Raw genomic sequence first — 23,798 nt, forward strand, 5'->3', positions numbered from 1 at the left:
TTTCCCATTCAACATGTTAATACTTTTATATTAACAGGATCAACTAGTCATATTATTAAGAGTTTTTAATGATTAAGGTTTGCTATTAGACTTCTATCTGATGAGACAACAACCTAGATTCTACCTTTTCCCATGTCTTGTAACAGGTTTTTGCCCAAGTGATCCAATCTTTTTGACGAGAGGAGAGATTTTTTATTAGTCGCTTCGCCTCATCATAAGCCATCTTTACTTGCTCACTGGTTACCATTTTTTGTTGCCAAGCCTCTTGCAATTCATCTTCGTCTACTAAACGATACTCTCCTGTAGGTAACATGACAATATCCAAGTAAAGGTCCAAATACCACGGCACCCCATCCGGATCTTGCCCATGAGAATGAACGATATCTATATATTGTTGTACTATTTCACCTGAGTCGCTGAACATAGTGGTAACGGTATGCTGTTCGCCAAATGGGAAGTATTGTATATACAAAAATCCTTGATCTGCAACAGGAGTAGGTTGAGAGAAAAACGCATCCATTAGGGGCGTTTTAATCTCTTTCATGTAAAAATAATGTACAATTCCAGGATGATTTCCATCTCTCACTTCCTCTTGATAATATTTACGCACTGGAACTCGCTTCCAATCGAGGCGATCGGATCTTTTTCTTTTCATTCGTTCTCCACCTTTCGTGCATTTCGTAACCGGATACAAGACCAAGCAAGCGATGTATGCTGAACCTTTCTACATAAATCACGCAAAGAGTTACTAAATCGAACTTCTACATGGGATTGTAATAATAATTACTCTAGATCCTCCAACACAAACTGTTTTCGTGGTATTACTGATTCTTCCGATACATAATAACCTACATTATTATTGATACAACGAAACGAGCCAGATGGAAGCTCAAACAATGCAAAACGGCTGATCTCCACTTCTCTATCCAACTCTTTTCAATGTACACAATCATCTTCTGATCTGCTGTTATCCCATACCTTTCTTGATCTACAAACGTTTTATCATGTCTGATCCAATAAGCAACTCTCGGACAATCACGAGGAAAATAATATAATGGTAGCTTATTGCGGTGTATTGCCCAAACATACGGAGGCTAGGATGGCTGGGTCACAGGTATATGGGGGTGAAAAATAGAAATGTTTGGATTATCGCTAACATGATAAAATTCGCTCACTTGATTCCCTTCTTTCTTATTAATTTCATTCTAGCACCTTCAGGTCTCTCCATACATCTCTTTAGTTGCTAAGCAAAGTCGTTATATTACTATTCTAACTTTAAAAAAATAATGGAAACTATCTACCATTTCAAATAGAGTCATCCTCGATCAGTAGTATTACTCCATAAAAAAGACACTCCCTTTTAAGAAAGAGAGTGTCTTTTTTCTTACCCATTGTTTATAAGACTATTCCCAGTCCGGACCTTTATCATGGACTTTATAATTAACAAACCACTGGCTACCAGGTGTATCATTCACTAAATGAAAATAATAGTAACCATCTGTTGGAACTGTATAAGGTGACGAAGCATGAGATTCAAAATTATATACGTTGCCTACTCTGGTTTCAACTAACGTTCTATCTGCAGAATAGAGCTCAATCCGGATATCAATCCATTCAAAATCGGTTAAGTTATCATTATCAAAAGTAATTTCCCCTGCTTTTACAAAGAAAGCATCTGTATCATGTACAGACGTCACGATTTCTTTTCCTTTAGTGAAGGTTTTCGCCATAGCTACATTTGTAGATAGACTAAATGCAAATAAAAACACTATGAAACCGATTACAATTTTTTTCATGTGGATCTTTTCCTTTCTATCCATTTTTGAATTAGAGGATATTTTACAGTACATATAGACATACTATTATGCAATTTCACAATATAACAACTTATAAAACTTGTCAATTAATGATAACGATGAAAGAGATCTAGATATTGTTCCAAACTCTATAGAGGCATTTCACCTTCTGTGAATAATAAGCTACATCTAGATTACGGGCATGATGATTTTTACATAATGTAATTTTAGCATGATTCTCTCGTTAATAGGCTAGATGAGTTCTAACTAAAAAACCCCACTGCTAAATAGCAGTGGGGTGCATCATATTCTCTGAAAACGAAAGGTGAGAGTAACATAGCCGGGTAAGACATTCGAATTTGTATCATGAAAGATACTCCATAGAAAGGAGGTGATCCATCCCCACCTTCCGGTAGGGATACCTTGTTACGACTTCACCCCAATCATCTGCCCCACCTTCGGCGGCTGAGTCCGTAAGGTTCTCTCACCGACTTCGGGTGTGACAAACTCTCGTGGTGTGACGGGCGGTGTGTACAAGGCCCGGGAACGGATTCACCGCGGCATGCTGATCCGCGATTACTAGCGATTCCAGCTTCACGTAGGCGAGTTGCAGCCTACGATCCGAACTGAGACCAGCTTTATGAGATTAGCTCCCCCTCGCGGGTTCGCAACCCTTTGTACTGGCCATTGTAGCACGTGTGTAGCCCAAGACATAAGGGGCATGATGATTTGACGTCATCCCCACCTTCCTCCGGCTTTCACCGGCTGTCTCGTTAGAGTGCCCAACTAAATGCTGGCAACTAACGATAAGGGTTGCGCTCGTTGCGGGACTGAACCCAACATCTCACGACACGAGCTGACGACAACCATGCACCACCTGTCACCGTTGCCCCGAAGGGAAGGGGTATCTCTACCCCGGTCAACGGGATGTCAAGCCTTGGTAAGGTTCTTCGCGTTGCTTCGAATTAAACCACATGCTCCACCGCTTGTGCGGGCCCCCGTCAATTCCTTTGAGTNGTTTCGTGCCGCCTTGTCGCGGCGACAAGAAATAATATATCATGCTAGGTTAATAGAGTCAACACTTTTTTAATAAAATAAAGAGGAAAACAATCAAGGAATACCCGATCATAAGTATCCCTTGATTTATGTCTTAATTTTAATTGTTTTGATTTCTTCCCTTCTGTAAATATGAATCGATTCCAACACCTTCATAAGGTTTTAGAACAAATAATAGATTGAGCGCGATTAAAGCAAGGTCTAGTTCATACCCAGCACCCTTTCCATCACCCATTAATCCTGCTGACAACTTAACACTAAAAATCGCTCCAATCATCGTGAGAATCATGAAAATAGCTACATATCGAGAACCTAATCCTACAATTAGGGCTATTCCACCTAACACTTCGATTAAAATCACAAGATAAGCCAAAGATGTTGGTAACCCAATACTGCCGAACCAAGCAGATACGTTGTCAACTCCCATTTGCAGTTTTGCTATACCATGCATCAAGAAAATGAATCCTGTTATAGCTCGAATAAAGGTAATTCCCCATTGATACATTATGATATCCCCTCTCAAAGTTTTGTTATAAGAAACAATTATTACTTACATTAATATAGTACCTTCCCAATCGGAAGTCAAGAAAAATTTCACTTATATGTTACAATGTTTGATATTGCTTAAACTACAGGGGGATCGAAAAAATGAATGTAGGACATGTCATTCGCGACATACGTAAGCAAAAAAGAATTACCATCGCAGAGCTTTGCCAAGCAACTGGTTTGTCTAAAGGTTTTATGAGTCAGATTGAAAATAACAAAACTTCTCCATCACTTAGTACTTTGCACACCATTGCGGTTTATTTAAATGTACCTTTATCCTATTTTTTATTAGATGAATGCGAACGGATGGAAATAGTGAGAAAAGACAAACGAACGATCACTTACTCTGGAACAAATCAAAATAAGATCGAACAACTTACAACAAAAGGTCCTTTACGTGTCATCATTGTAGACATTCCCGTCGGTGGATCTTCAGGCGACGTCCCTCATGCTCATCAAGGTAGAGAAAGCCATTTGGTTCTTAGTGGCAAACTAGAGATTCAACAAGGAGTTGATACCGCCATTGTGGAGGTTGGAGATTCATTCACATGGAATGCTTCGGTACCTCATATGGTACGCAATATTGGAGACGAAACAGGTCGTCTTCTTATTGCGGTATATACGGAAGGGCATTTCGGAGATGTATTTTCATAGATGTGTTTCTTGTTTTCGTCCCGTTGTTTATAATTGCATCTTTGTTATTAGTAATATGGAACTAATTGGATATTATTAAGATTATGTTTTCTTACATGAATATCCTTTTTCTAATACTCAAAAAACCTACCTAGGTTACAGAAGCGGCCTGTAACACCTAAGTAGGTTTTTTCAGTTGAATAGCAAGAAATTACTCTTTCTCGACTTAGACCAATTATTAGAAAATATATTACTTTCTATAGCTTGTTGCATTAATCTCAGTTAAACGTAGACACGACGCCGGTTTTCCCGCTTTTGATCTGCTCCGGCTCCCTATCGCTCATAGTCACATCTCAAAAGGAGAAAACCTCTGGCTTAGGGCTAATTATGCAACAAGGTATTTCTAGTAAACTAAAAAATGGTACATACTTATCAAAGGTCAGATGATTTTTAACATGATCAGTAAGGATTAATAAAAATCGTGGAAATACTAGTTGGTGGATCTACATGTGCACCTTACATGCTCATCAGGGAAGAGAAAACCAACTTGTTCTGAGTATCGTGGGATGAAAAACGGCAAAAATCTGTAAATATCGATAAACTAATTTACCTCTTAAAATAGTTTGAGAGACAAGATGGTTCCCCATGTTGAAATGATAAATAAATTTAGATACTAAAATGAAAAAGCGCCAACTTAGGCGCTTTAAATAGCTATTTTAGATTAGGAAAGATTTTGAAGACGCTGATAAACTTCTTCTGGAGTTAACCCATCGGCGTTTATGACAGGACAATTTTGTACTATATTTTCAATCCCCATCAAGTTTTGATCCATACCTGAAATTACGATGGCGGTATAGTTACTTTGTGCTCCTTGGTTCATATTCGAAGCATCTAAGGAATCTACTTGATATCCTTGTTGACTTAAGTAGTTTTGAAAGGTTGAAAGATTTGCTTCTACTGCTACACGTGGCATAATATGTACCTCCTTTTTCTTAGTTTGATTCAGAAGTCTTTTCTCTATTCAGTTGTTACTTATATGAAAATAATCAGCTATCTAACGTTCATAAACGAATGAAATACGAAAATTTTAATATACTAAAACCCTTCTTTTTCCTTCCTTATACGATTCAATTAATACAATAGGGATTGTTTTTTATGAAGTTACAGCGATGTAGAAACCTTGGAATATTATGAATATACTTCCCCATAGTAAACTCAAAAGTATAAAATATAATTGATTCATATTTATATTCACACTCTTTCCATGTTGGAGGCTCTTATAATCATGATAAGTAAGTTGTTAAGTCAATTAGAGACAAAGCGTTACTCCCACCGCGTGCAAATTATGGTCGACTTAGGAAGACAAATAAAAAATGGACAAGACTCCAATGCACAAAATATGATTTCGATATTAGAGCAAGGTGATTTCTATCAACGTCATCTAGCACTTATATCCTGTTACGGTAGTCACGACAAAAACCATATTTTTCAAGCTACTCTAGATCCTTCTCAATTTATCCGCTCTAAGGCTTGTAAATTAGCATCCTTTATTTGTGATGATGAGCAGATCTTGACATTGTTGAACCAAGTCTCTCCTTCTATAAGAAAAAAATTATTACATGGATTATCCAAGCGCAAACGTTATTCTGCCATTGATGCTTATTTACAACAACTAGCACAAAACAATCATCCTGATCTTATCGCCTATCTTTCCTATGGTTCGCCTTCATTCATTGAGCAACATATCGATTTACTGATGGATCTTGGAGGAGTGTATCTTTGGATTCCCATTGCAAATAGATATCCTAAGGAAACGACAACCTTTTTGTATAACTGGATAGAGCAAAAAACGAAATTCGAAAATCAGTGGCTATCGAAAATCAATATAATATTGCCTACTCTAGTCCAACGAAATCCAGAAACTTCTTTCTCACTCATCAAGCTAATAAGCAAATATTGTTCTATAACAAACTTACCACTCCAACAAATAGCAGAGCGCTTTCCCCATCAAATAGTAGATCTACTACTGGAAATAGATGAAGAAATCGACACTCCATTGACTTCCATTGCTCATAAATTAGACGAGGGTAGACTACTCGCTTTAATCCACCAACATCCCTTAACATTGCAAAAATCATCTCAATGGTTACAACGGTTAAAACCAGATCTTCGTGACCAAGTATTTCATTTCTACCAATACCAATGGCGCGACCAACATGGGTTGGTTGATACTGGCATCATTACTCTTTTACCTAAAACGCTAAGAGAACAAGAAGCTCGTCGACATCTATCTTTACCTTTTGTTACCTCAAACGAATCCGCTATGTTAAAGATTTCGTATACAGAATTTTTACCTTGGGATGAAGCCGTAACTATTATCAAACCATACCTAAACAGTCCAGACGAAACATTACGCACTCATGCTCTTTCCAAATTGATTACCACTGTCCGGTTTCATCGAGATCATCTTTCTGAAGTCCTGACTATCTTGCAAGGGAAACGTTATGAACCTGATCCAATTAAAGAAAGTATGTTTCGATCTTTATCCGAACTGCCACCTAGCATTTGGAAGTCTTCTCATCTAGATGAGCTAGATATTATTTTACAATCCGCTTTGGATGCAAAAGATCTCTCCCATGCTACTTCTCGTAATATCCAATATCTCTTTGTTCGATTTGCCCCCTTTCATCCAAAGTGGGCTTTTGATTGGATCGCACAATTATTAAATGATAGAGGAACAACTTACCTTTCTGGGCTAGATCAACGCTTCACTCCAAGTCAAATAACAGAATTAAAACCTATAATCCTACCTATTCTGAAGACGTGGCAAAAACGCGAACATTACGCACAATTGATCGATTTTGCGCGAAGTATCGGAAAACATTTAACAGTGTTTGATGAGCTTGTCGATTTACTAGTAAAGGGGCTTTATCATCCAACATCTGATTGGGAGATTAGCACTTCACTTCAGTTACTCCGAGACTATCGCCCGGATCGTTTCCAAGTTTTGATCCCAAAGTTACTTCAAAAAGATCCTAGTTGGATCACCAAACCTATCATGTACAAGTATCTGCATATAAAGCGACAAGATCTACTTACTAATTACTTAAAACCGAAAACATTTTTAGGTCGTTTTAGCAGTGGGAAAACGTATTCTGTCTTACCATTTCACCACGGTTTCCAACGTTGGACGAAAACTCAACAAACATTATATACACATCAATTAACCCAATTAATTGATGATCCTAAACGGGAACTTCCAACAGTACGAACTGCTATTCGATTGCTTTCTGCTATACCATCTACCAATTCGTCCATTTTGATGAAACTAGCGAATGATCCTAGAGAAATGATTCGTGATTGGGCTATCCAAGCACTTGGGAGATTAGATCAAGGAGAAGGGATTTCTACCTTACTGGAAGCATTGCAAGATAGCCGAGCAAGGGTAGCAATCTATGCACTTCGTCGTTCGCTGCTCAATATGCCAGTACAACAAGCAATATTGAAATTATTGGAAGTACCTACTAGCAAAATAACTGTATATAAAGAAGTGGTTCGTTTATTAGGAGACTTAAAGGATGAATTGGCGTTTCAAGAACTATCGAAAATTGCTGAAAAAGAACTTCATCGTGATGTACGTATTTCTTTACATCATGCTCTATGGAATTATCTAGAGAAGGAAGACAGCTGGAAAATTTATGAGCAGGATGCCTTTTCTAACGATCCATATATTGCCCGATCCATTACCCGAATGCCAATTAGTTATATGTCATCTGATCATCGAGTTCAATTTTTGAGCCTCTTAAATCAAATATTACGGCACAGCGAAGTAAACGTGCGAATTAGTGCATTAAATGCATATATTTTTCTTGCTAATATGAACCAAGTGAATGATCCTAACCAAGAGTTTCTCCCTTCTCTTCTTGACTGCTTACAATCTACTAACTCGACAGAGGCAAAATTAGCAGCTAAAGCAATTTATCATATTTATAAAGAATCACCATCTACCACGATGGAGCATGTTTTTACTAACATTCTTCCAAAACGTCATGTACTAAAAACAGCTCTAGACACTTTATTCGAATATACAGGAAGATCATGGAACAGAGGAGTACAACGCAAGGAGTTAGAAGAAATTGCACGAAATGTCCTCCATGTGTTAAAAGTTGATCCACATACCATCTTATTTCGTTTGCCACTTGCTATTCAAATACTACCTTGGTCAGAATTAATGGAATATCTAGAACAAATGGTAGGTGAAGAGCAACTCACAGCCGAAGCATTGATGGTGGCAGTTCATACATTGGAAAACATCACTTCCATACGGAACATAAAGGGAATAGAGGAATTGGAGCAAACATTAAGCTCTAGCTCACATGAATTTTTACGCAGATTAGGCTTAGCGACTCTCATTTCTCAAGCAAAACAAAACAGTTGGCAAGAATGTTATATAGAAAGATTAAAAGAGTACCGTCAAGATCCATCTATTTTGGTAGCAGCTGCTGCTCAATTTATCAAGACTGATGTATAGATATCAACTATTTAAGTACCATTTTTACGCTAAAACTCTCTTATCATGATCACGATGGAGAGTTTTTGTTTTTTTAAATAAAATTCATAATATGCAAACTCTTATCTTAACATATAAAAGAATACAACTTTAAACTTGAATATCAATCACAACAAAAAAACCACTTAGGCTACCGAAGTAGCAACTAAGTGGTTTTTGGTTTGCCTGGCAATGACCTACTCTCCCAGGACCCTGCGGTCCAAGTACCATCGGCGCTAGAGGGCTTAACGATCGTGTTCGGGATGGGAACGAGTGGAACCCCTCCGCCATTATCACCAGACAGTCAGTGTCAAGACATATGAAATATGTCACACCCTGAAAATTAGAACAGAAGGCCAAGTATGTTGCAAATCGAAAAGTAAGACATGTGAGGAAAAGCCCTCGACCGATTCGTATCTGTCAGCTACACATGTTACCATGCTTCCNGGGGTTTCACGTGTCCCGCCGTACTCAGGGTCCGTCTCGGAGGGAAGCAAGTTTTCCATACAGGGCTGTTACCTGCTATGGCGGGTCTTTCCAGAACCACTTCTGGTACCTGCTTCCTTGATAACTCCTAGTGAGACGCCCTACAACCCCAAATATCAAAGATATTTGGTTTGGGCTAATCCCGTTTCGCTCGCCGCTACTCAGGGAATCGCGTTTGCTTTCTCTTCCTCGGGGTACTTAGATGTTTCAGTTCCCCCGGTCTGCCTCTTACCACCCTATGGATTCAGGTGGCAGTACTTGCTCTTCAAGCAAGTGGGTTGCCCCATTCGGAAATCTCCGGATCAAAGCTCACTTACAGCTCCCCGAAGCATATCGGTGTTCGTCCCGTCCTTCATCGGCTCCTGGCGCCAAGGCATCCACCGTGTGCCCTTAGTAGCTTTACCTCGGTCATTACTTTTCGGTGATTGCAACAAAACGTATAAGACTTCCACGATATTTGATGTCGTAGGAAAACTTTATTACGTTTTCTTACTTGGCTTTCTGTATCTAATTTTCAAGGTGCGCTATATTTAGTGTCGCTCGCGGCGACAAGAAATAATATATCACGCTGAAATAAGAAGGTCAACACTTTTTTATAAAATATCCTACATCTAATCTAAAACTCTAAGCTAACCTTTATTATGGGACTAAGAAGTATTGTTATCGTTCATTATATGTTCTAAATGACCATGCAAAAAAGGACAGCCTTACCAACACTAAGGCTCCATATGAGTAAATAAATTGGTGACTCGTAGAACAAGTTAAGCAATACGATATTGGCTATAATCGGAAGGAAGAAAATCGAGCTAAGAAGCGCAGTTTTTCAATTAAAAAAAATTCATACTGGTCTCCCTATCTTTCCAAAATCAATTTCCACAATAGCACTCGAAGTTAAACACTTGCTTAACAGTAGCAAATAGTGGAACGATACGGACTATAACCAAAATCAGCATTTTGTCATTCTCATGAACTTCATCAACTATGATATTATTAGTGTTGTGATCAAAAAACCGACTCTTCTTCATCTTTAAAAGAGACTTACTAAAAAGAGAACTATTACTAATGTAGAGGGAGTATCGAGATGAAAAAACCAGTAAGCCAAACATGGGATCTAGATTCCATTTTCCCAGGTGGCAGTTCTTCTTCTGAATTCGCTGACTTCTTACAACGATGCAAGGAAAACATTGCCCATTTCCAAAAACAAATAAAAGAATTACAAGCTCCGATGAGTGTAGAAGATACCAATTCATTGGTACAAACAATTGATGTAATGCAAAAAATAGAAGCTAGTTTGGTTGAATCTATGGCTTTTGTTGAATGTTTAACTGCTCAAAATACCAAAGATGAAAAGGCTCAACTATTATTTGGTCAAGTTACGGAGTATTTTGCTAATTATCAAGCAGCACTAATTGATTTAGATCGTTTATTTTTAGAAATTCCTCAAACAACATGGGAACAATTTCTCGAATTAGACTCATGCAAATCCATTGCTTTCCCTTTAAATGAACGTAGACAAAATGCTTTGGAGAAAATGTCTCCTGAACAAGAAGTTCTAGCCAATGATTTAGCTACGAGCGGTTATCATGCTTGGTCTGAGTTATACAGCAAAGTAGTTGGTCGGATCTCTATTCCAATGGAAAAAAACGGCCAAATCCAACAACTCTCTGTTGGGCAAGCATATAATCTTTTTAGCAATGAAGATCGTTCTGTTCGTAAAGAGATCTATGAAAAATGGTTAGAAGCTTGGGAAAAAGAATCTGATTTTTTCGCCCATACCTTAAATCATTTAGGTGGGTTTCGCTTGAATTTATATAGACATCGCGGTTGGGAGTCTGTATTAAAAGAACCGTTAGATATTAATAGAATGTCAGAAGAGACCCTCCAGACGATGTGGCAAGTCATTGACCAAAACAAGGACTTATTAATTCAGTATCTCAATCGAAAAGCCAAATTACTACATGTGCCAAAGTTAGACTGGTATGACCTTTCTGCCCCAGTTGGAAAAGATGGAATGAAGATCAGTTACGACGAAGCAGCGGACATGATTGTAGAGCAATTTAGACGTTTTAGCCCTAAAATGGCTGATTTTGCAGTGAAGGCGTTTGAAGAACGTTGGATCGAAGCAGAAGATCGTCAAGGAAAACGACCTGGTGGTTTTTGTACTGGATTCTCAGTCAGTGAACAATCTCGTATCTTTATGACCTACTCTGATACAATGGACAATGCCTCCACTCTGGCACATGAACTAGGTCATGCTTACCACAGTTATGTCATGAACGACATGCCCGAATTGGCGAAAAATTATGCTATGAACGTAGCAGAAACGGCTTCTACTTTTGCTGAAAAGATCGTAGCAGATGCTGCAGTTCAACAAGCAGAAAGTAAAGAAGAAAAAATTGCGCTTCTTGATAATAACGCTCAGAGTGCCGTAGCCTTTTTGATGAACATTCATGCGCGTTTCCTATTTGAAACAGAGTTTTATGAAAGAAGAAAACAAGGTGCACTTAGTGTAGAAGAGCTAAAAGAACTCACACTGAAATCCCAAAAACAAGCGTATCGTGACGCTCTTGGTTCTTATGAACCGTACTTCTGGGCATCCAAATTACATTTCTATATTACAGAAGTTCCATTCTACAACTACCCATATACGTTCGGTTATTTGTTTAGTTGTGGAGTTTACGCTCGTGCACTAGAAGAAGGCACTTCTTTTGAAGATAAATATATCGCCCTTCTTCGTGATACAGCCAGTATGACAGTCGAAGATCTCGCCCAAAAACACCTGGGAGTAGATCTAACACATCCAGATTTTTGGCAAAGTGCGGTTGATCTCGCTTTAGTAGATGTACAAGAGTTTTTGAATTTAACTGAGTAATCAACTGAAATATAACCAGGCCGGTCTATCTAGAGAGCTGGCTTGGTTTTTTTAATAAATCAATTAAAATATGTAGTTCAAAAATAGTGACTATACTCACATGGAAATAGTGAGTTTAAGCTTATGGATGGATCTCATCTATAAATTGCGATAAAGCGTACAAGCTCACTTTTGTATTTCCGTTTGTCTTCGAAGCTTATACTCTACGACTAATTTTAGTAGTCTTGTGTTAAATGCTCTTCCCAATTGGAAAATGGTTGTATCATCGCATACTGAGGATATCCTTTCCTCAGGAGAGAAAGTGTTCAATTAATACAAATTATAAACTCTGTAAATAACGAATAAATTTATTTAGACTTTGTGGTTGCTGTTTTCTGTGTTTTATTACAAAATCTATCTTGATTGTTTCAGACAGTTCCTGAAATTGAACTGTTTGTATTATTCCTTTTCGACTATTTGCAACATCCGCCGGTATTATACTGATACCAAGTCCATCATTAACACCTTGTACAATAGATTCGAGCGAATCAAATTCCATAATAGTTGGATGTTTAAAATTACTTTTGCTAGCGAATTCTAACAGTATATTTCTATAAATACAATCTGAGTCACTATTAATAAGTAAAGTTTGATCATGGTGCTCTTCTAACTGATTATGCTTAGGTGAAATCAGCATGACTTTTTCAAAATAACTATAAACGGTTTCGAACTGTGAGTAATTATACATACCACTTATAAAAACACCATCAAGTTCTCCATAGGAAAGCATTTCTTGTAACTTTTGTTTATTACTTGTCCTTACTTTTACATCAATATTTTTATTTTTTGTCAAAAAAGTAGACAATAGCTGAGGTATCTTAACTGCAGAAATTGTTTGGGGTGCCCCAATTACAAAAGATTCCCTCCACTTTTCAGGGTTAATTTTTGATTTGGCTTTGTCCATTAAAGATATAATTTGATTTGTATACTCTAATAAAATGTTTCCCTCCTTGGTCAATGTTACCCCTCTATTATTACGCATAAATAATCTGACACCTAGTTCATCTTCCAAAACCTTTATTCGTTGACTGACATTAGGTTGTACATAGCCCAATTTTTCAGCAGCTTTAGAAATTGATTTCAGTTCTGCAACGTGTTTAAAAATTCGCAAATCATGACTTTCCAAGAATTCATTCCTCCGCTGGTATCATTTAAAATGATATCTTCCTCATTAATCAGTATTATACCCTTCATATACATAAAAGTATAATTGAACATATATTGAATCAAATATAACAAGGATGATTTAAAATGAAATTAACAGATAAAGTAGTCATTGTAACTGGTGGTGCCACTGGTGTTGGAAAAGCAACGGCTTTGAAATTAGCAAATGCAGGTGCAAAAGTTGTTATTAACTATAGCCGATCAAAACAAGACGCTATAGAAGTTGTGAATAAGATTACACAGACAGGAGGCTCAGCTTTCGCATTTAAAGCAAATGTTGCGATTGAAAAAGAAGTGAACGATATGATCTCCCAAACAGTTACATCATTTGGGACAGTGGATGGTTTAGTAAACAATGCGAGCATTACAGCTCAAATAGCTATGGGTGACTTAGATAACGTAACAGATGAAGTGTGGGATTCCGTTTTCAATGTAAATGTGAAAGGAATGTTTCATTGCATAAAAGCTGTTGTCCCTTATATGAAGAAGCAACAATCGGGGGTGATTGTTAATATGGGCAGCGTGGCAGGAATGACCGGAATAGGTTCATCCATCCCGTATGCAGCAACAAAATCAGCAATTCACACCATGACAAGGTCGTTAGCTATCGCATTAGCACCTTATATCAGAGTGAATAGTATATCCCCAGGTGCAGTTGATACAAGGTGGTGGTCAGGTAATGAAGAAAAGATGTATCAACTTGCTGGCAACTTACCACTTAAGAGAATTTCAACACCAGATGATATTGCAGAGGCGATTCTTTTTCAATTGACTCAAGAATCTGTCACAGGCCAAGTTTTTACAATTGATAATGGTCAAACACTTTGAAGTGTGAACTACATCGCCATTGAAATGGCGAGCTTCTCGATTCATTGAATCGACCAACGTCGCATTCTCCACGAAGGCACGTTCCATGCCTATATTAGGTTTAGTTCTAACTGTCCGCATTTTAGCGTTGGAACATGTCCAACTGCTTTATGTAGTATGTTTCTTGCCGCATTTACATCTCTATCTTCTGTATAACCGCAAGAGCAACTATGGACTCTATCTTTTCGTTCTTTTTTTACGATCTGACCACATTTTGAGCAAGCCTGAGACGTGTTGTATGGGTCCACTTGTATTACTTGCTTACCAGCATATTCTGCTTTGTAGGAAGTGAACTGTACAAGTTGATTCCATCCAGCATCCACAATACTTTTGGCTAATTTGTGATTCAAGACCATTCCTTTGATATTCAGATCTTCAAAGGCAATTAGATCATAGCGATCTACTAGATACCTACTAATTTTATGGGCAATGTCTTTTCTTTGATTTGCTATGTACTCATGTAGCTTTGCAAGCAAAGCTACAGCCTTTCTACGACGATTGGAACCTTTCTTACGTTTAGATACTATGCGCTGAAGTCGTTTTAGTTTGCGTTCTGACTTTCTAAAATACTTAGGGTGTTCGAAAAATTCGCCATCAGATGTAATAGCAAGATGTCTAACACCAAGATCAACACCGACTTGTTTCCCTGTCGAGTGTGTTATGGTTTCGATTTCACAGGAAAAACAAGCATAGTACTTTCCGTTTTTTCGGATGATGGTACAGGTCTTGATCTTTCCTTCTACTTGTCTGTGGCATTTGATGCGAACATTACCGATCTTAGACAGTTTCAGATATTTCCCATCAAGAGAAAACCCACTTTGTGGGTATGTGAAGCTATCATAACGGTTTTTACCTTGAAAGCGTGGGTATCCTGCTTTCTCTCCCGCTTTGATTCTACGAAAAAACCCTTTAAATGCTTTATCTAAACGACGTAGAATGTCCTGTAACACTTGCGATTGTACCTGTTTGAACTCTGGAAACTCTTTCTTTAGTCGTGGTAATTCATTCTGTTGCATGTTGTAGTTAACGGAAATACCACGTTTTTCATAAGAAAACTTTCGTTGTTCCAAAGCTGTATTGTATAGCCAGCGACACAAATTCAAGGTAGTTTCGATTCGTTCCATTTGTACCCGATTAGGTTCTATCTTGAATTTGTACGACTTCATCATTTGATTTTCCCCCTTTCTTTTTCTGATTTTCCATGTACTTACGAATCGTTTCTTCCGAAATAGAGCCAATGGTTTCCATGTAGAAGCTGCTATTCCAAAGATGACCATCCCATAACTTATTTCTTAGCCTCGGGAACTTTAGAAATAACTTCCTAGCGGAAATACCTTTCAACATTTTCACAATGTATGATGGAGCTACTTTAGGATGAGCAGAAGCAAAGACATGGACGTGGTCTTGCTCTCCCACCTCCATCATAGCTACTTCAAACCCTTTCTCCTCCGCAATCTCTTGAAAAATAACTTTTAGATACGTTTCAATCTCTTGATCCAGTACGGCTCTACGATACTTCACCGACCATACCATGTGGTAGTTGACATTATACACGCAAGTCCTAGCGTGTTTTACAGTGTTTTTACTCATACATATAGTATGACAAAAATAGGGTAAATATAGTAACATATAAGGATAATTATATTACATGTAGTAGGAGGAAAGTGCAAAAAATAAATTGCTCTAAGCATCCCCACAAGGGGGATACCGAGCAATGCTCCCTTTCATCTACCCCATTGAAATGGGGAGAATTCCCGTTCGCAAATCTTAAAATTAACCCATTTTTTTGCTTTTAAAATCTACGTTTTGCTCGATCCCCATTTAAAGGTTTATGGAGTATGACTCATCTTGCATACTGATTTAGGCACTCAATACAAGAGTTCTGCTTTCGCAGAACAAACCCAACGTTATGACATGATCCAATCCTTTAGTAAAAAAGCATGTCCATATGACAATGCATGTGTCGAATCATTTCACGCTATCTTAAAGAAAGAAGAAGTCCATCATCAACATTACCAAAACTACGAAAAAGCAAGGGCTGCCCTTTTTGAATTTATTGAAGGGTATAACCGAAAACGCATACAAGGGAGTTTGAAACTCCACAAACAGTAGAAGATAATCTTAGAAATATAGCATAGACTTAACTTTTTTGTGTCCAAGATATTGACCTAAGTCCAACACTAATCATTTGTAAACCACTTAGTAAAAACTGCTCTAATTAACTTTTCTTTTCCAGCTTCTTAAATCGTTCCATCTGAATCCCAATCTTAGGTTAGACATAATTAAAAAACCCCTCTGCTAATAGCAGAGGGATGCATCATATTCTCTGAAAACGAAAGGTGAGAGTAACATAGCCGGGTAAGACATTCGAATTTGTATCATGAAAGATACTCCATAGAAAGGAGGTGATCCATCCCCACCTTCCGGTAGGGATACCTTGTTACGACTTCACCCCAATCATCTGCCCCACCTTCGGCGGCTGAGTCCGTAAGGTTCTCTCACCGACTTCGGGTGTGACAAACTCTCGTGGTGTGACGGGCGGTGTGTACAAGGCCCGGGAACGGATTCACCGCGGCATGCTGATCCGCGATTACTAGCGATTCCAGCTTCACGTAGGCGAGTTGCAGCCTACGATCCGAACTGAGACCAGCTTTATGAGATTAGCTCCCCCTCGCGGGTTCGCAACCCTTTGTACTGGCCATTGTAGCACGTGTGTAGCCCAAGACATAAGGGGCATGATGATTTGACGTCATCCCCACCTTCCTCCGGCTTTCACCGGCTGTCTCGTTAGAGTGCCCAACTAAATGCTGGCAACTAACGATAAGGGTTGCGCTCGTTGCGGGACTGAACCCAACATCTCACGACACGAGCTGACGACAACCATGCACCACCTGTCACCGTTGCCCCGAAGGGAAGGGGTATCTCTACCCCGGTCAACGGGATGTCAAGCCTTGGTAAGGTTCTTCGCGTTGCTTCGAATTAAACCACATGCTCCACCGCTTGTGCGGGCCCCCGTCAATTCCTTTGAGTTTCAGCCTTGCGGCCGTACTCCCCAGGCGGAGTGCTTAATGCGTTAGCTGCGGCACTGAGGGCGGGAAAGCCCCCAACACCTAGCACTCATCGTTTACGGCGTGGACTACCAGGGTATCTAATCCTGTTTGCTCCCCACGCTTTCGCGCCTCAGCGTCAGTTACAGCCCAGAAAGTCGCCTTCGCCACTGGTGTTCCTCCCGATCTCTACGCATTCCACCGCTACACCGGGAATTCCACTTTCCTCTGCTGCACTCAAGCGCTCCAGTTTTGGAGGCGAACAATGGTTGAGCCATTGCCTTTAACCCCCAACTTAAAGCGCCGCCTGCGCGCGCTTTACGCCCAATAATTCCGGACAACGCTTGCCCCCTACGTATTACCGCGGCTGCTGGCACGTAGTTAGCCGGGGCTTTCTCCTTAGGTACCGTCAGAACTTCTTCCCTAAGAACAGAGTTTTACAACCCGAAGGCCGTCATCACTCACGCGGCGTTGCTCCGTCAGGCTTTCGCCCATTGCGGAAAATTCCCTACTGCTGCCTCCCGTAGGAGTCTGGGCCGTGTCTCAGTCCCAGTGTGGCCGGTCACCCTCTCAGGTCGGCTATGCATCGTCGCCTTGGTAGGCCATTACCCCACCAACAAGCTAATGCACCGCGGGCCCATCCTCAAGCGAAAAACTTTTACATTGCTCTCATGCAAGAGCAATGATTATCTGGTATTAGCACCGGTTTCCCGGAGTTATCCCAGGCTTGAGGGCAGGTTGCCCACGTGTTACTCACCCGTTCGCCGCTAGGTTCCCGAAGGAACCCCGCTCGACTTGCATGTATTAGGCACGCCGCCAGCGTTCGTCCTGAGCCAGGATCAAACTCTCCGATAAAGTTGAGTTTGAAAGCTCAATAGTAAATCATCTGGCTAAATGTGATACATCTCACTCTTTCGTTTTCAAAGAACATCATTGCTTTTNTATCCCAGGCTTGAGGGCAGGTTGCCCACGTGTTACTCACCCGTTCGCCGCTAGGTTCCCGAAGGAACCCCGCTCGACTTGCATGTATTAGGCACGCCGCCAGCGTTCGTCCTGAGCCAGGATCAAACTCTCCGATAAAGTTGAGTTTGAAAGCTCAATAATAAATCATCTGGCTAAATGTGATACATCTCACTCATTCGTTTTCAAAGAACATCATTGCTTTATTGTTTGTGCTGCCTTGTCGCAGCGACAAGAAATAATATACCATGCTGACGATTTTATTGCAACTGGTAATAAAAACCAATCAAACAAAAACAGACTCTCAAAATAAAAGTCTGCTCTACACAATACATTTTTATGATTTTTAACCGATTTTATTCATCACTCGCTTACCCTACGTTGGGTTTGGTAGGTGATTGAATGCATGTTCATTGATACCAACCTTGTTCATCGTTTTACGCAAATCCGTTACACATTGTATAAAATAATCTTTCTTGTTTTCGTTACCAGCAAATTTTCTCAGATTGTAATCATTGGTAAGGAGAGAATCCAGGTTCCGCAAATCGTCTACCAATATTTTTTTGATATCTTCTTTTGTAATAGATTGATCCATACTACATTCATTTACAAGGTTCTGTAATGTTTCTTTCCTTGCATGTTCATCATATGATGGATGAGAAAGTAAATGCTTCAAATCATATAAATCTTTAAATCTGGGACGCACAATAGTTTGATGCAGTTTCCAAGCAACTTGGATCGAAAGAGGTACGGTATAAGGAACGCTGAATTTTTCTCCCAACACCGGGCGATATTCCAACGGAACCGGTTTGCCGTCCATCTCTAGGTTGAAAGAAACATCTAGACAGAGCTCATCATTTAATATTCCCTTTTCATCATCGGTAAAATAATACTCAATATCTGTATTTACCGTTGGAAAATCCTCAGCCATCGCATAATCGATATATCTCCAAAATGAATTTTCGCGGAAACTTCTAAACTTTATTCCATCATTAAGATCCATTTCGGTGATCTGAATCATCCAATCGGTAAATGTATTGTACGCTTGATCTACGTTATGAATCTTATTCAAATACAAAAAGTCAATATCTTCAGCATCACGTATTGTCGGATCGGAGAAATATTGTCTTGTCACCAAACTACCTTTTAAGAGAAAGGGCATATTCACTAATGATGCCCTTCTTAACAATGCCTCTAAGGCAACAAGCTCTTTCAACGGATAATTTGTCTCTAGTCTTCGAATCAAATCACTCATTCTTTAATCACTCTTTTCTCGTTTCTATGAAATCCAACCGCTATCCAGTTCTTCTCTGCTATCATAAATACATAATTCGAATGCTTCTTTCAAAAATGATATCTTATTTTCTTTTACAATCGATTTAATCTTTTCCGCTCTCTTATAGAACCTATCCTTGCTTTCATAGTCTCTGATCGTAATAAATCTCACTCTTCCATTTTTATTTAACGAATTTTTGGAGATATGTCCCCCTAAGTTTTTGACTAGATTCTTTACTTTTGGTATATCATCAACTACTATTTCTATTTTTCCATGCCATTCAAAGTATGGTTTCGAATTTTTAGCTCGTAACTCATGAAAATACTTATCTTCCTTTGGAGAAATCTCTACTTTCTTTCTTATTACCTCAAATCCGCTATCACGGAATTTATTTGCAACTTTTTCGATTTCTTTGTCTACATTGATTAAATTTTCGCATTTGATTAGTCCGGTACACATTGGTTGATGGATATAATTTCCTTGATCCAAAACGATCATAACCGGTTTTACTTGTTCTGCTTCACAAACACTAATAAATTTTTCTTGATCCTGCAGTTCTAAATCATGAACGGTAAGGTGATATTCAAACTCCATTGGTTCACTCCTTAATTACTTCTATTGAACTTTAAAAAGTCAGTTAATTATAGGTAAAATAACTTTCCTCACGACATTGAGCTTCAAAACACTTTAAATTCTATCAAATATAATTCAAAAAATAAATAATTCTCACATGGTGATCCATACCTGCTCAGGAAATTGTATGAGGTTAAAAGCTGAAACTTTAGTTTCAGTTCATGATAAAAAACCACTTAGACTACTGAAGTAGCAACTAAGTGGTTTTTGGTTTGCCTGGCAATGACCTACTCTCCCAGGACCCTGCGGTCCAAGTACCATCGGCGCTGGAGGGCTTAACGATCGTGTTCGGGATGGGAACGAGTGGGACCCCTCCGCCATTATCACCAGACAGTCAGTGTCAAGACATATGAAATATGTCACACCCTGAAAATTAGAACAGAAGGCCAAGTGTATTGCAAATCGAAAAGTAAGACATGTGAGGAAAAGCCCTCGACCGATTCGTATCTGTCAGCTACACATGTTACCATGCTTCCNGATGGCCCTTCCACAAGGAACCACCGGATCACTAAGTCCGACTTTCGTCCCTGCTCGACTTGTAGGTCTCGCAGTCAAGCTCCCTTATGCCTTTGCACTCTATAGGCGCGATTTCCGACCGCGCTGAGGGAACCTTGGAGCGCCTCCGTTACATTTTAGGAGGCGACCGCCCCAGTCAAACTGCCTGCCTGACACGGTCCTCGAACCGGATGACGGTTCTGAGTTAGAACTCCGATACGACCAGAGTGGTATCCCACCGACGTCTCCTTGGAGACTGGCGTCCCCAAATCATCGACTCCCACCTATCCTGTACAAGTCGTACCCGAGATCAATATCAAGCTGCAGTAAAGCTCCACGGGGTCTTTCCGTCTTGTCGCGGGTAGCCAGCATCTTCACTGGCAGTACAATTTCACCGGGTCTCTCGTTGAGACAGCGTCCAGATCGTTACGCCTTTCGTGCGGGTCGGAACTTACCCGACAAGGAATTTCGCTACCTTAGGACCGTTATAGTTACGGCCGCCGTTTACTGGGGCTTCAGTTCAATGCTTCGCTTTAAGCTAACACATCCCCTTAACCTTCCAGCACCGGGCAGGCGTCAGCCCCTATACTTCGCCTTACGGCTTCGCAGAGACCTGTGTTTTTGCTAAACAGTCGCCTGGACCTCTTCACTGCGGCCCCCACAAGGGGGCACCCCTTCTCCCGAAGTTACGGGGTCATTTTGCCGAGTTCCTTAACGAGAGTTCTCCCGAGCACCTGAGGATTCTCTCCTCGCCTACCTGTGTCGGTTTGCGGTACGGGCACCAAGACTCTCCTAGAGGCTTTTCTTGGCAGTGTGGAATTGAGAACTTCGGTACTATAAATTTCCCTCCCCATCACAGCTCAGCCTTGATGTCTGACGGATTTGCCTATCAGACAGCCTAACTGCTTGGACGTGCACTTCCAGTCGCACGCATTCTCTATCCTCCTGCGTCCCCCCATCGTACAAACGAATCTTGGTGGTACAGGAATCTCAACCTGTTGTCCATCGCCTACGCCTTTCGGCCTCGGCTTAGGTCCCGACTAACCCTGAGAGGACGAACCTTGCTCAGGAAACCTTAGGCTTACGGTGGAGGGGATTCTCACCCCTCTTTTCGCTACTCATACCGGCATTCTCACTTCCTAACGCTCCACCACATCTCACGATGCAGCTTCGCTGCATTAGGAACGCTCCCCTACCATGACAATGTCATCCACAGCTTCGGTAAATGGTTTAGCCCCGTTACATTTTCGGCGCAGAGTCACTTGACCAGTGAGCTATTACGCACTCTTTGAATGGTGGCTGCTTCTAAGCCAACATCCTGGTTGTCTGAGCAACTCCACATCCTTTTCCACTGAACCATTATTTAGGGACCTTAGCTGGTGGTCTGGGCTGTTTCCCTCTTGACTACGGATCTTAGCACTCGCAGTCTGACTCCTAGAGATAAGTCGATGGCATTCGGAGTTTGACTGAGTTCGGTAACCCGGGAAGGGCCCCTAGCCCAATCAGTGCTCTACCTCCATGACTCTTACTCTAAGGCTAGCCCTAAAGCTATTTCGGGGAGAACCAGCTATCTCCAAGTTCGATTGGAATTTCTCCGCTACCCACAGCTCATCCTATGATTTTTCAACATCAACAGGTTCGGACCTCCATTGCGTGTTACCGCAACTTCATCCTGGCCATGGGTAGATCACTTGGTTTCGGGTCAACGACTACGTACTGCACGCCCTATTCAGACTCGCTTTCGCTGCGGCTCCAGCTTCTCGCCTTAACCTTGCACGCAACCGTTACTCGCCGGTTCATTCTACAAAAGGCACGCCGTCACGGGTCAAGCCCGCTCCGACTGATTGTAAGCACACGGTTTCAGGATCTATTTCACTCCCCTCTCGGGGTGCTTTTCACCTTTCCCTCACGGTACTGGTTCACTATCGGTCGCCAGGTAGTATTTAGCCTTGGGAGGTGGTCCTCCCGGATTCCGACGGGGTTTCACGTGTCCCGCCGTACTCAGGGTCCGTCTCGGAGGGAAGCAAGTTTTCCATACAGGGCTGTTACCTGCTATGGCGGGGCTTTCCAGAACCACTTCTGGTACCTGCTTCCTTGATAACTCCTAGTGAGACGCCCTACAACCCCAAATATCAAAGATGTTTGGTTTGGGCTAATCCCGTTTCGCTCGCCGCTACTCAGGGAATCGCGTTTGCTTTCTCTTCCTCGGGGTACTTAGATGTTTCAGTTCCCCCGGTCTGCCTCTTACCACCCTATGGATTCAGGTGGCAGTACTTGCTCTTCAAGCAAGTGGGTTGCCCCATTCGGAAATCTCCGGATCAAAGCTCACTTACAGCTCCCCGAAGCATATCGGTGTTCGTCCCGTCCTTCATCGGCTCCTGGCGCCAAGGCATCCACCGTGTGCCCTTAGTAGCTTTACCTCGGTCATTACTTTTCGGTGATTGCAACAAAACGTAAAAGACTTCCACGATATTTGATGTCGTAGGAAAACTTTATTACGTTTTCTTACTTGGCTTTCTGTATCTAATTTTCAAGGTGCGCTTTATTTGGTGTCGCTCGCGGCGACAAGAAATAATATACCACGAACAAGGAGGCAAAGCAATACTTTTTTCGAATGGATTTTGTTGGTAATAGAAATCACCAAACATCTGATGTGAATATATCTTATGTCCTAAGAATAAGCAAATATAAAGCAATTAACTGGTTAAGTAAATTTTTCCAAGATTCTTATCTATTTTAGAAAAAGTACCGCTGGACACTTACAAGCACCACCACAATAAGGGCAACCATAGTTATTTAAAAGACTATCTTCATACCAGAAAAATTCTTTGATCATTATTTCTTTAAATCCATTATTCACAAGAATTCTTTCAATACAATAATCAACTGGTTTCTTCCATGCTAACGCAAAGATCCTCCTGTTTTGTAGCCTCGATATAATACTTTTTACTAACTTGTCAGCAATACCCTTATTTCTATATCCTTTATCTACAACAATTTGCTTGAAAATAGATAACTCCTTATCAAATGGCAATTTAGATATCATGTCATGATGATTTAATAATTCTTCTTCGATTTTTTCTATTTGAAGAGCTAATGCAAATCCCACTACTTTTCCATCTACTTCACAAACTAGTGCCGAATTATTACCTATATGTCGCTCTAGACTTTCCTTTTTAGCTAAACCGAATGATAAATATTGATTTAGCAGTATCACTGAATCTGTAATATCTTTCTTTGAAAGAATTCTAAAAATCATAAAATCACCACCTTAGTTTTTTATCATAAATAGGACATTAGATTTAGACTTTGCTTTAGAGATACATCCTTCTATTATCCTATTTTTGTGTATTTTCCAAGATTATAAATCTTCATTCAA

15 protein-coding genes, 4 rRNA genes, 3 pseudogenes and 2 other annotated features are annotated in these 23,798 nt (G+C 40.2%); of the genes and pseudogenes, 5 read left to right on the top strand and 17 right to left on the bottom strand.

Features of this window, described 5'->3' with window-relative positions:
* Positions 1-85: 85 nt before the first annotated feature.
* From VJ09_RS02205 to VJ09_RS02215, 6 genes and pseudogenes are all read right to left on the bottom strand, one after another.
* Positions 86-655: a ribonuclease FAU-1 family protein gene (locus tag VJ09_RS02205; RefSeq protein ID WP_052807173.1), complete on the bottom strand. Its 570-nt coding sequence runs from the start codon at positions 653-655 to the stop codon at positions 86-88.
* A pseudogene (locus tag VJ09_RS19095) lies at positions 652-768 on the bottom strand (hypothetical protein); the annotation flags it as partial. The pseudogene VJ09_RS19095 and the gene VJ09_RS02205, both read right to left, overlap by 4 nt.
* Positions 769-783: 15 nt before the next feature.
* Entirely contained in the window at positions 784-918 is a 135-nt protein-coding gene (locus VJ09_RS18935) for a hypothetical protein (protein ID WP_267904251.1), read from the bottom strand.
* 8 nt (positions 919-926) lie between these two features.
* Positions 927-1,076 (bottom strand): annotated as a pseudogene (locus tag VJ09_RS19100) (DUF6886 family protein); the annotation flags it as partial.
* 327 nt (positions 1,077-1,403) lie between these two features.
* On the bottom strand, positions 1,404-1,796 hold the full coding sequence (locus tag VJ09_RS02210) for a hypothetical protein (protein ID WP_044640059.1): 393 nt from the start codon (positions 1,794-1,796) through the stop codon (positions 1,404-1,406).
* Between the two features lie 384 nt (positions 1,797-2,180).
* Positions 2,181-2,870, bottom strand: a sequence feature (16S ribosomal RNA rRNA prediction is too short).
* Between the two features lie 82 nt (positions 2,871-2,952).
* On the bottom strand, positions 2,953-3,357 hold the full coding sequence (locus tag VJ09_RS02215) for a DoxX family protein (protein WP_044640060.1): 405 nt from the start codon (positions 3,355-3,357) through the stop codon (positions 2,953-2,955).
* A 143-nt stretch (positions 3,358-3,500) separates the two neighbouring features.
* On the opposite strand from VJ09_RS02215, the gene VJ09_RS02220 reads away from it, so the two are divergent.
* Positions 3,501-4,052, top strand: coding sequence for a helix-turn-helix domain-containing protein (locus VJ09_RS02220; RefSeq protein ID WP_044640061.1), 552 nt, complete (start codon positions 3,501-3,503; stop codon positions 4,050-4,052).
* A 700-nt stretch (positions 4,053-4,752) separates the two neighbouring features.
* On the opposite strand, the gene VJ09_RS02225 is transcribed toward VJ09_RS02220, so the two are convergent.
* The gene (locus tag VJ09_RS02225; RefSeq protein WP_044640062.1) at positions 4,753-5,004 is read right to left on the bottom strand and encodes a YkuS family protein; all 252 of its coding nucleotides are present in this window, start codon (positions 5,002-5,004) and stop codon (positions 4,753-4,755) included.
* A gap of 312 nt (positions 5,005-5,316) precedes the next feature.
* On the opposite strand from VJ09_RS02225, the gene VJ09_RS02230 reads away from it, so the two are divergent.
* Complete coding sequence (locus VJ09_RS02230) at positions 5,317-8,562, top strand: HEAT repeat domain-containing protein (protein WP_044640063.1); 3,246 nt, start codon at positions 5,317-5,319, stop codon at positions 8,560-8,562.
* Between the two features lie 202 nt (positions 8,563-8,764).
* On the opposite strand, the gene rrf (VJ09_RS02235) is transcribed toward VJ09_RS02230, so the two are convergent.
* Positions 8,765-8,881: ribosomal RNA gene (gene rrf, locus VJ09_RS02235) — 5S ribosomal RNA — on the bottom strand.
* Positions 8,882-8,970: 89 nt separating this feature from the next.
* Positions 8,971-9,427: a sequence feature (23S ribosomal RNA rRNA prediction is too short), on the bottom strand.
* 720 nt (positions 9,428-10,147) lie between these two features.
* Here rrf (VJ09_RS02235) and VJ09_RS02240 point away from each other — a divergent pair.
* Complete coding sequence (locus tag VJ09_RS02240) at positions 10,148-11,938, top strand: M3 family oligoendopeptidase (RefSeq protein WP_044640064.1); 1,791 nt, start codon at positions 10,148-10,150, stop codon at positions 11,936-11,938.
* 319 nt (positions 11,939-12,257) lie between these two features.
* Here the strand turns inward: VJ09_RS02240 and VJ09_RS02245 are convergent, their stop codons facing one another.
* Positions 12,258-13,103, bottom strand: coding sequence for a LysR family transcriptional regulator (locus tag VJ09_RS02245; protein WP_044640065.1), 846 nt, complete (start codon positions 13,101-13,103; stop codon positions 12,258-12,260).
* Positions 13,104-13,228: 125 nt separating this feature from the next.
* On the opposite strand from VJ09_RS02245, the gene VJ09_RS02250 reads away from it, so the two are divergent.
* The gene (locus VJ09_RS02250) at positions 13,229-13,969 is read left to right on the top strand and encodes an SDR family NAD(P)-dependent oxidoreductase (RefSeq protein ID WP_044640066.1); all 741 of its coding nucleotides are present in this window, start codon (positions 13,229-13,231) and stop codon (positions 13,967-13,969) included.
* Positions 13,970-14,058: 89 nt separating this feature from the next.
* Here VJ09_RS02250 and VJ09_RS02255 read toward each other — a convergent pair whose 3' ends face one another.
* Together VJ09_RS02255 and tnpA are read right to left on the bottom strand one after the other, a co-directional pair.
* Positions 14,059-15,177, bottom strand: a complete 1,119-nt coding sequence (locus VJ09_RS02255) for an RNA-guided endonuclease InsQ/TnpB family protein (protein ID WP_044640067.1) — start codon at positions 15,175-15,177, stop codon at positions 14,059-14,061.
* Complete coding sequence (tnpA, locus tag VJ09_RS02260; RefSeq protein WP_082050359.1) at positions 15,143-15,598, bottom strand: IS200/IS605 family transposase; 456 nt, start codon at positions 15,596-15,598, stop codon at positions 15,143-15,145. Before tnpA ends, VJ09_RS02255 begins: the two co-directional genes overlap by 35 nt.
* 252 nt (positions 15,599-15,850) lie before the next feature.
* On the opposite strand from tnpA, the pseudogene VJ09_RS02265 reads away from it, so the two are divergent.
* Positions 15,851-16,146 (top strand): annotated as a pseudogene (locus VJ09_RS02265) (IS3 family transposase); the annotation flags it as partial.
* A 260-nt stretch (positions 16,147-16,406) separates the two neighbouring features.
* Here the strand turns inward: VJ09_RS02265 and VJ09_RS02270 are convergent.
* From VJ09_RS02270 to VJ09_RS02295, 6 genes are all read right to left on the bottom strand, one after another.
* Positions 16,407-17,910: ribosomal RNA gene (locus VJ09_RS02270) — 16S ribosomal RNA — on the bottom strand.
* A 481-nt stretch (positions 17,911-18,391) separates the two neighbouring features.
* Positions 18,392-19,270 (bottom strand): nucleotidyl transferase AbiEii/AbiGii toxin family protein, encoded by an 879-nt coding sequence (locus VJ09_RS02275; RefSeq protein ID WP_044640069.1) that lies wholly within the window; start codon positions 19,268-19,270, stop codon positions 18,392-18,394.
* Positions 19,271-19,294: 24 nt separating this feature from the next.
* The gene (locus VJ09_RS02280) at positions 19,295-19,885 is read right to left on the bottom strand and encodes a hypothetical protein (protein ID WP_044640070.1); all 591 of its coding nucleotides are present in this window, start codon (positions 19,883-19,885) and stop codon (positions 19,295-19,297) included.
* A gap of 253 nt (positions 19,886-20,138) precedes the next feature.
* Positions 20,139-20,255 (bottom strand): 5S ribosomal RNA (rrf, locus tag VJ09_RS02285).
* Between the two features lie 51 nt (positions 20,256-20,306).
* Positions 20,307-22,839, bottom strand: a 23S ribosomal RNA gene (locus VJ09_RS02290).
* A gap of 311 nt (positions 22,840-23,150) precedes the next feature.
* The gene (locus VJ09_RS02295; protein WP_044640071.1) at positions 23,151-23,678 is read right to left on the bottom strand and encodes a GNAT family N-acetyltransferase; all 528 of its coding nucleotides are present in this window, start codon (positions 23,676-23,678) and stop codon (positions 23,151-23,153) included.
* Positions 23,679-23,798: the final 120 nt, after the last annotated feature.

This window comes from Risungbinella massiliensis (genome assembly GCF_000942395.1).
Taxonomy (GTDB): Bacteria; Bacillota; Bacilli; order Thermoactinomycetales; family Thermoactinomycetaceae; genus Risungbinella; species Risungbinella massiliensis.

What these genes read in the sequence shown, in the direction of transcription:
- VJ09_RS02205 (WP_052807173.1), bottom strand. Translation starts at nt 655, where the DNA reads ATGAAAAGAAAAAGATCCGATCGCCTCGATTGGAAGCGAGTTCCAGTG.
- VJ09_RS02210 (WP_044640059.1), bottom strand. Translation starts at nt 1,796, where the DNA reads ATGAAAAAAATTGTAATCGGTTTCATAGTGTTTTTATTTGCATTTAGT.
- VJ09_RS02215 (WP_044640060.1), bottom strand. Translation starts at nt 3,357, where the DNA reads ATGTATCAATGGGGAATTACCTTTATTCGAGCTATAACAGGATTCATT.
- VJ09_RS02220 (WP_044640061.1), top strand. Translation starts at nt 3,501, where the DNA reads ATGAATGTAGGACATGTCATTCGCGACATACGTAAGCAAAAAAGAATT.
- VJ09_RS02225 (WP_044640062.1), bottom strand. Translation starts at nt 5,004, where the DNA reads ATGCCACGTGTAGCAGTAGAAGCAAATCTTTCAACCTTTCAAAACTAC.
- VJ09_RS02230 (WP_044640063.1), top strand. Translation starts at nt 5,317, where the DNA reads ATGATAAGTAAGTTGTTAAGTCAATTAGAGACAAAGCGTTACTCCCAC.
- VJ09_RS02240 (WP_044640064.1), top strand. Translation starts at nt 10,148, where the DNA reads ATGAAAAAACCAGTAAGCCAAACATGGGATCTAGATTCCATTTTCCCA.
- VJ09_RS02250 (WP_044640066.1), top strand. Translation starts at nt 13,229, where the DNA reads ATGAAATTAACAGATAAAGTAGTCATTGTAACTGGTGGTGCCACTGGT.
- VJ09_RS02255 (WP_044640067.1), bottom strand. Translation starts at nt 15,177, where the DNA reads ATGATGAAGTCGTACAAATTCAAGATAGAACCTAATCGGGTACAAATG.
- tnpA (WP_082050359.1), bottom strand. Translation starts at nt 15,598, where the DNA reads ATGAGTAAAAACACTGTAAAACACGCTAGGACTTGCGTGTATAATGTC.
- VJ09_RS02275 (WP_044640069.1), bottom strand. Translation starts at nt 19,270, where the DNA reads ATGAGTGATTTGATTCGAAGACTAGAGACAAATTATCCGTTGAAAGAG.
- VJ09_RS02280 (WP_044640070.1), bottom strand. Translation starts at nt 19,885, where the DNA reads ATGGAGTTTGAATATCACCTTACCGTTCATGATTTAGAACTGCAGGAT.
- VJ09_RS02295 (WP_044640071.1), bottom strand. Translation starts at nt 23,678, where the DNA reads ATGATTTTTAGAATTCTTTCAAAGAAAGATATTACAGATTCAGTGATA.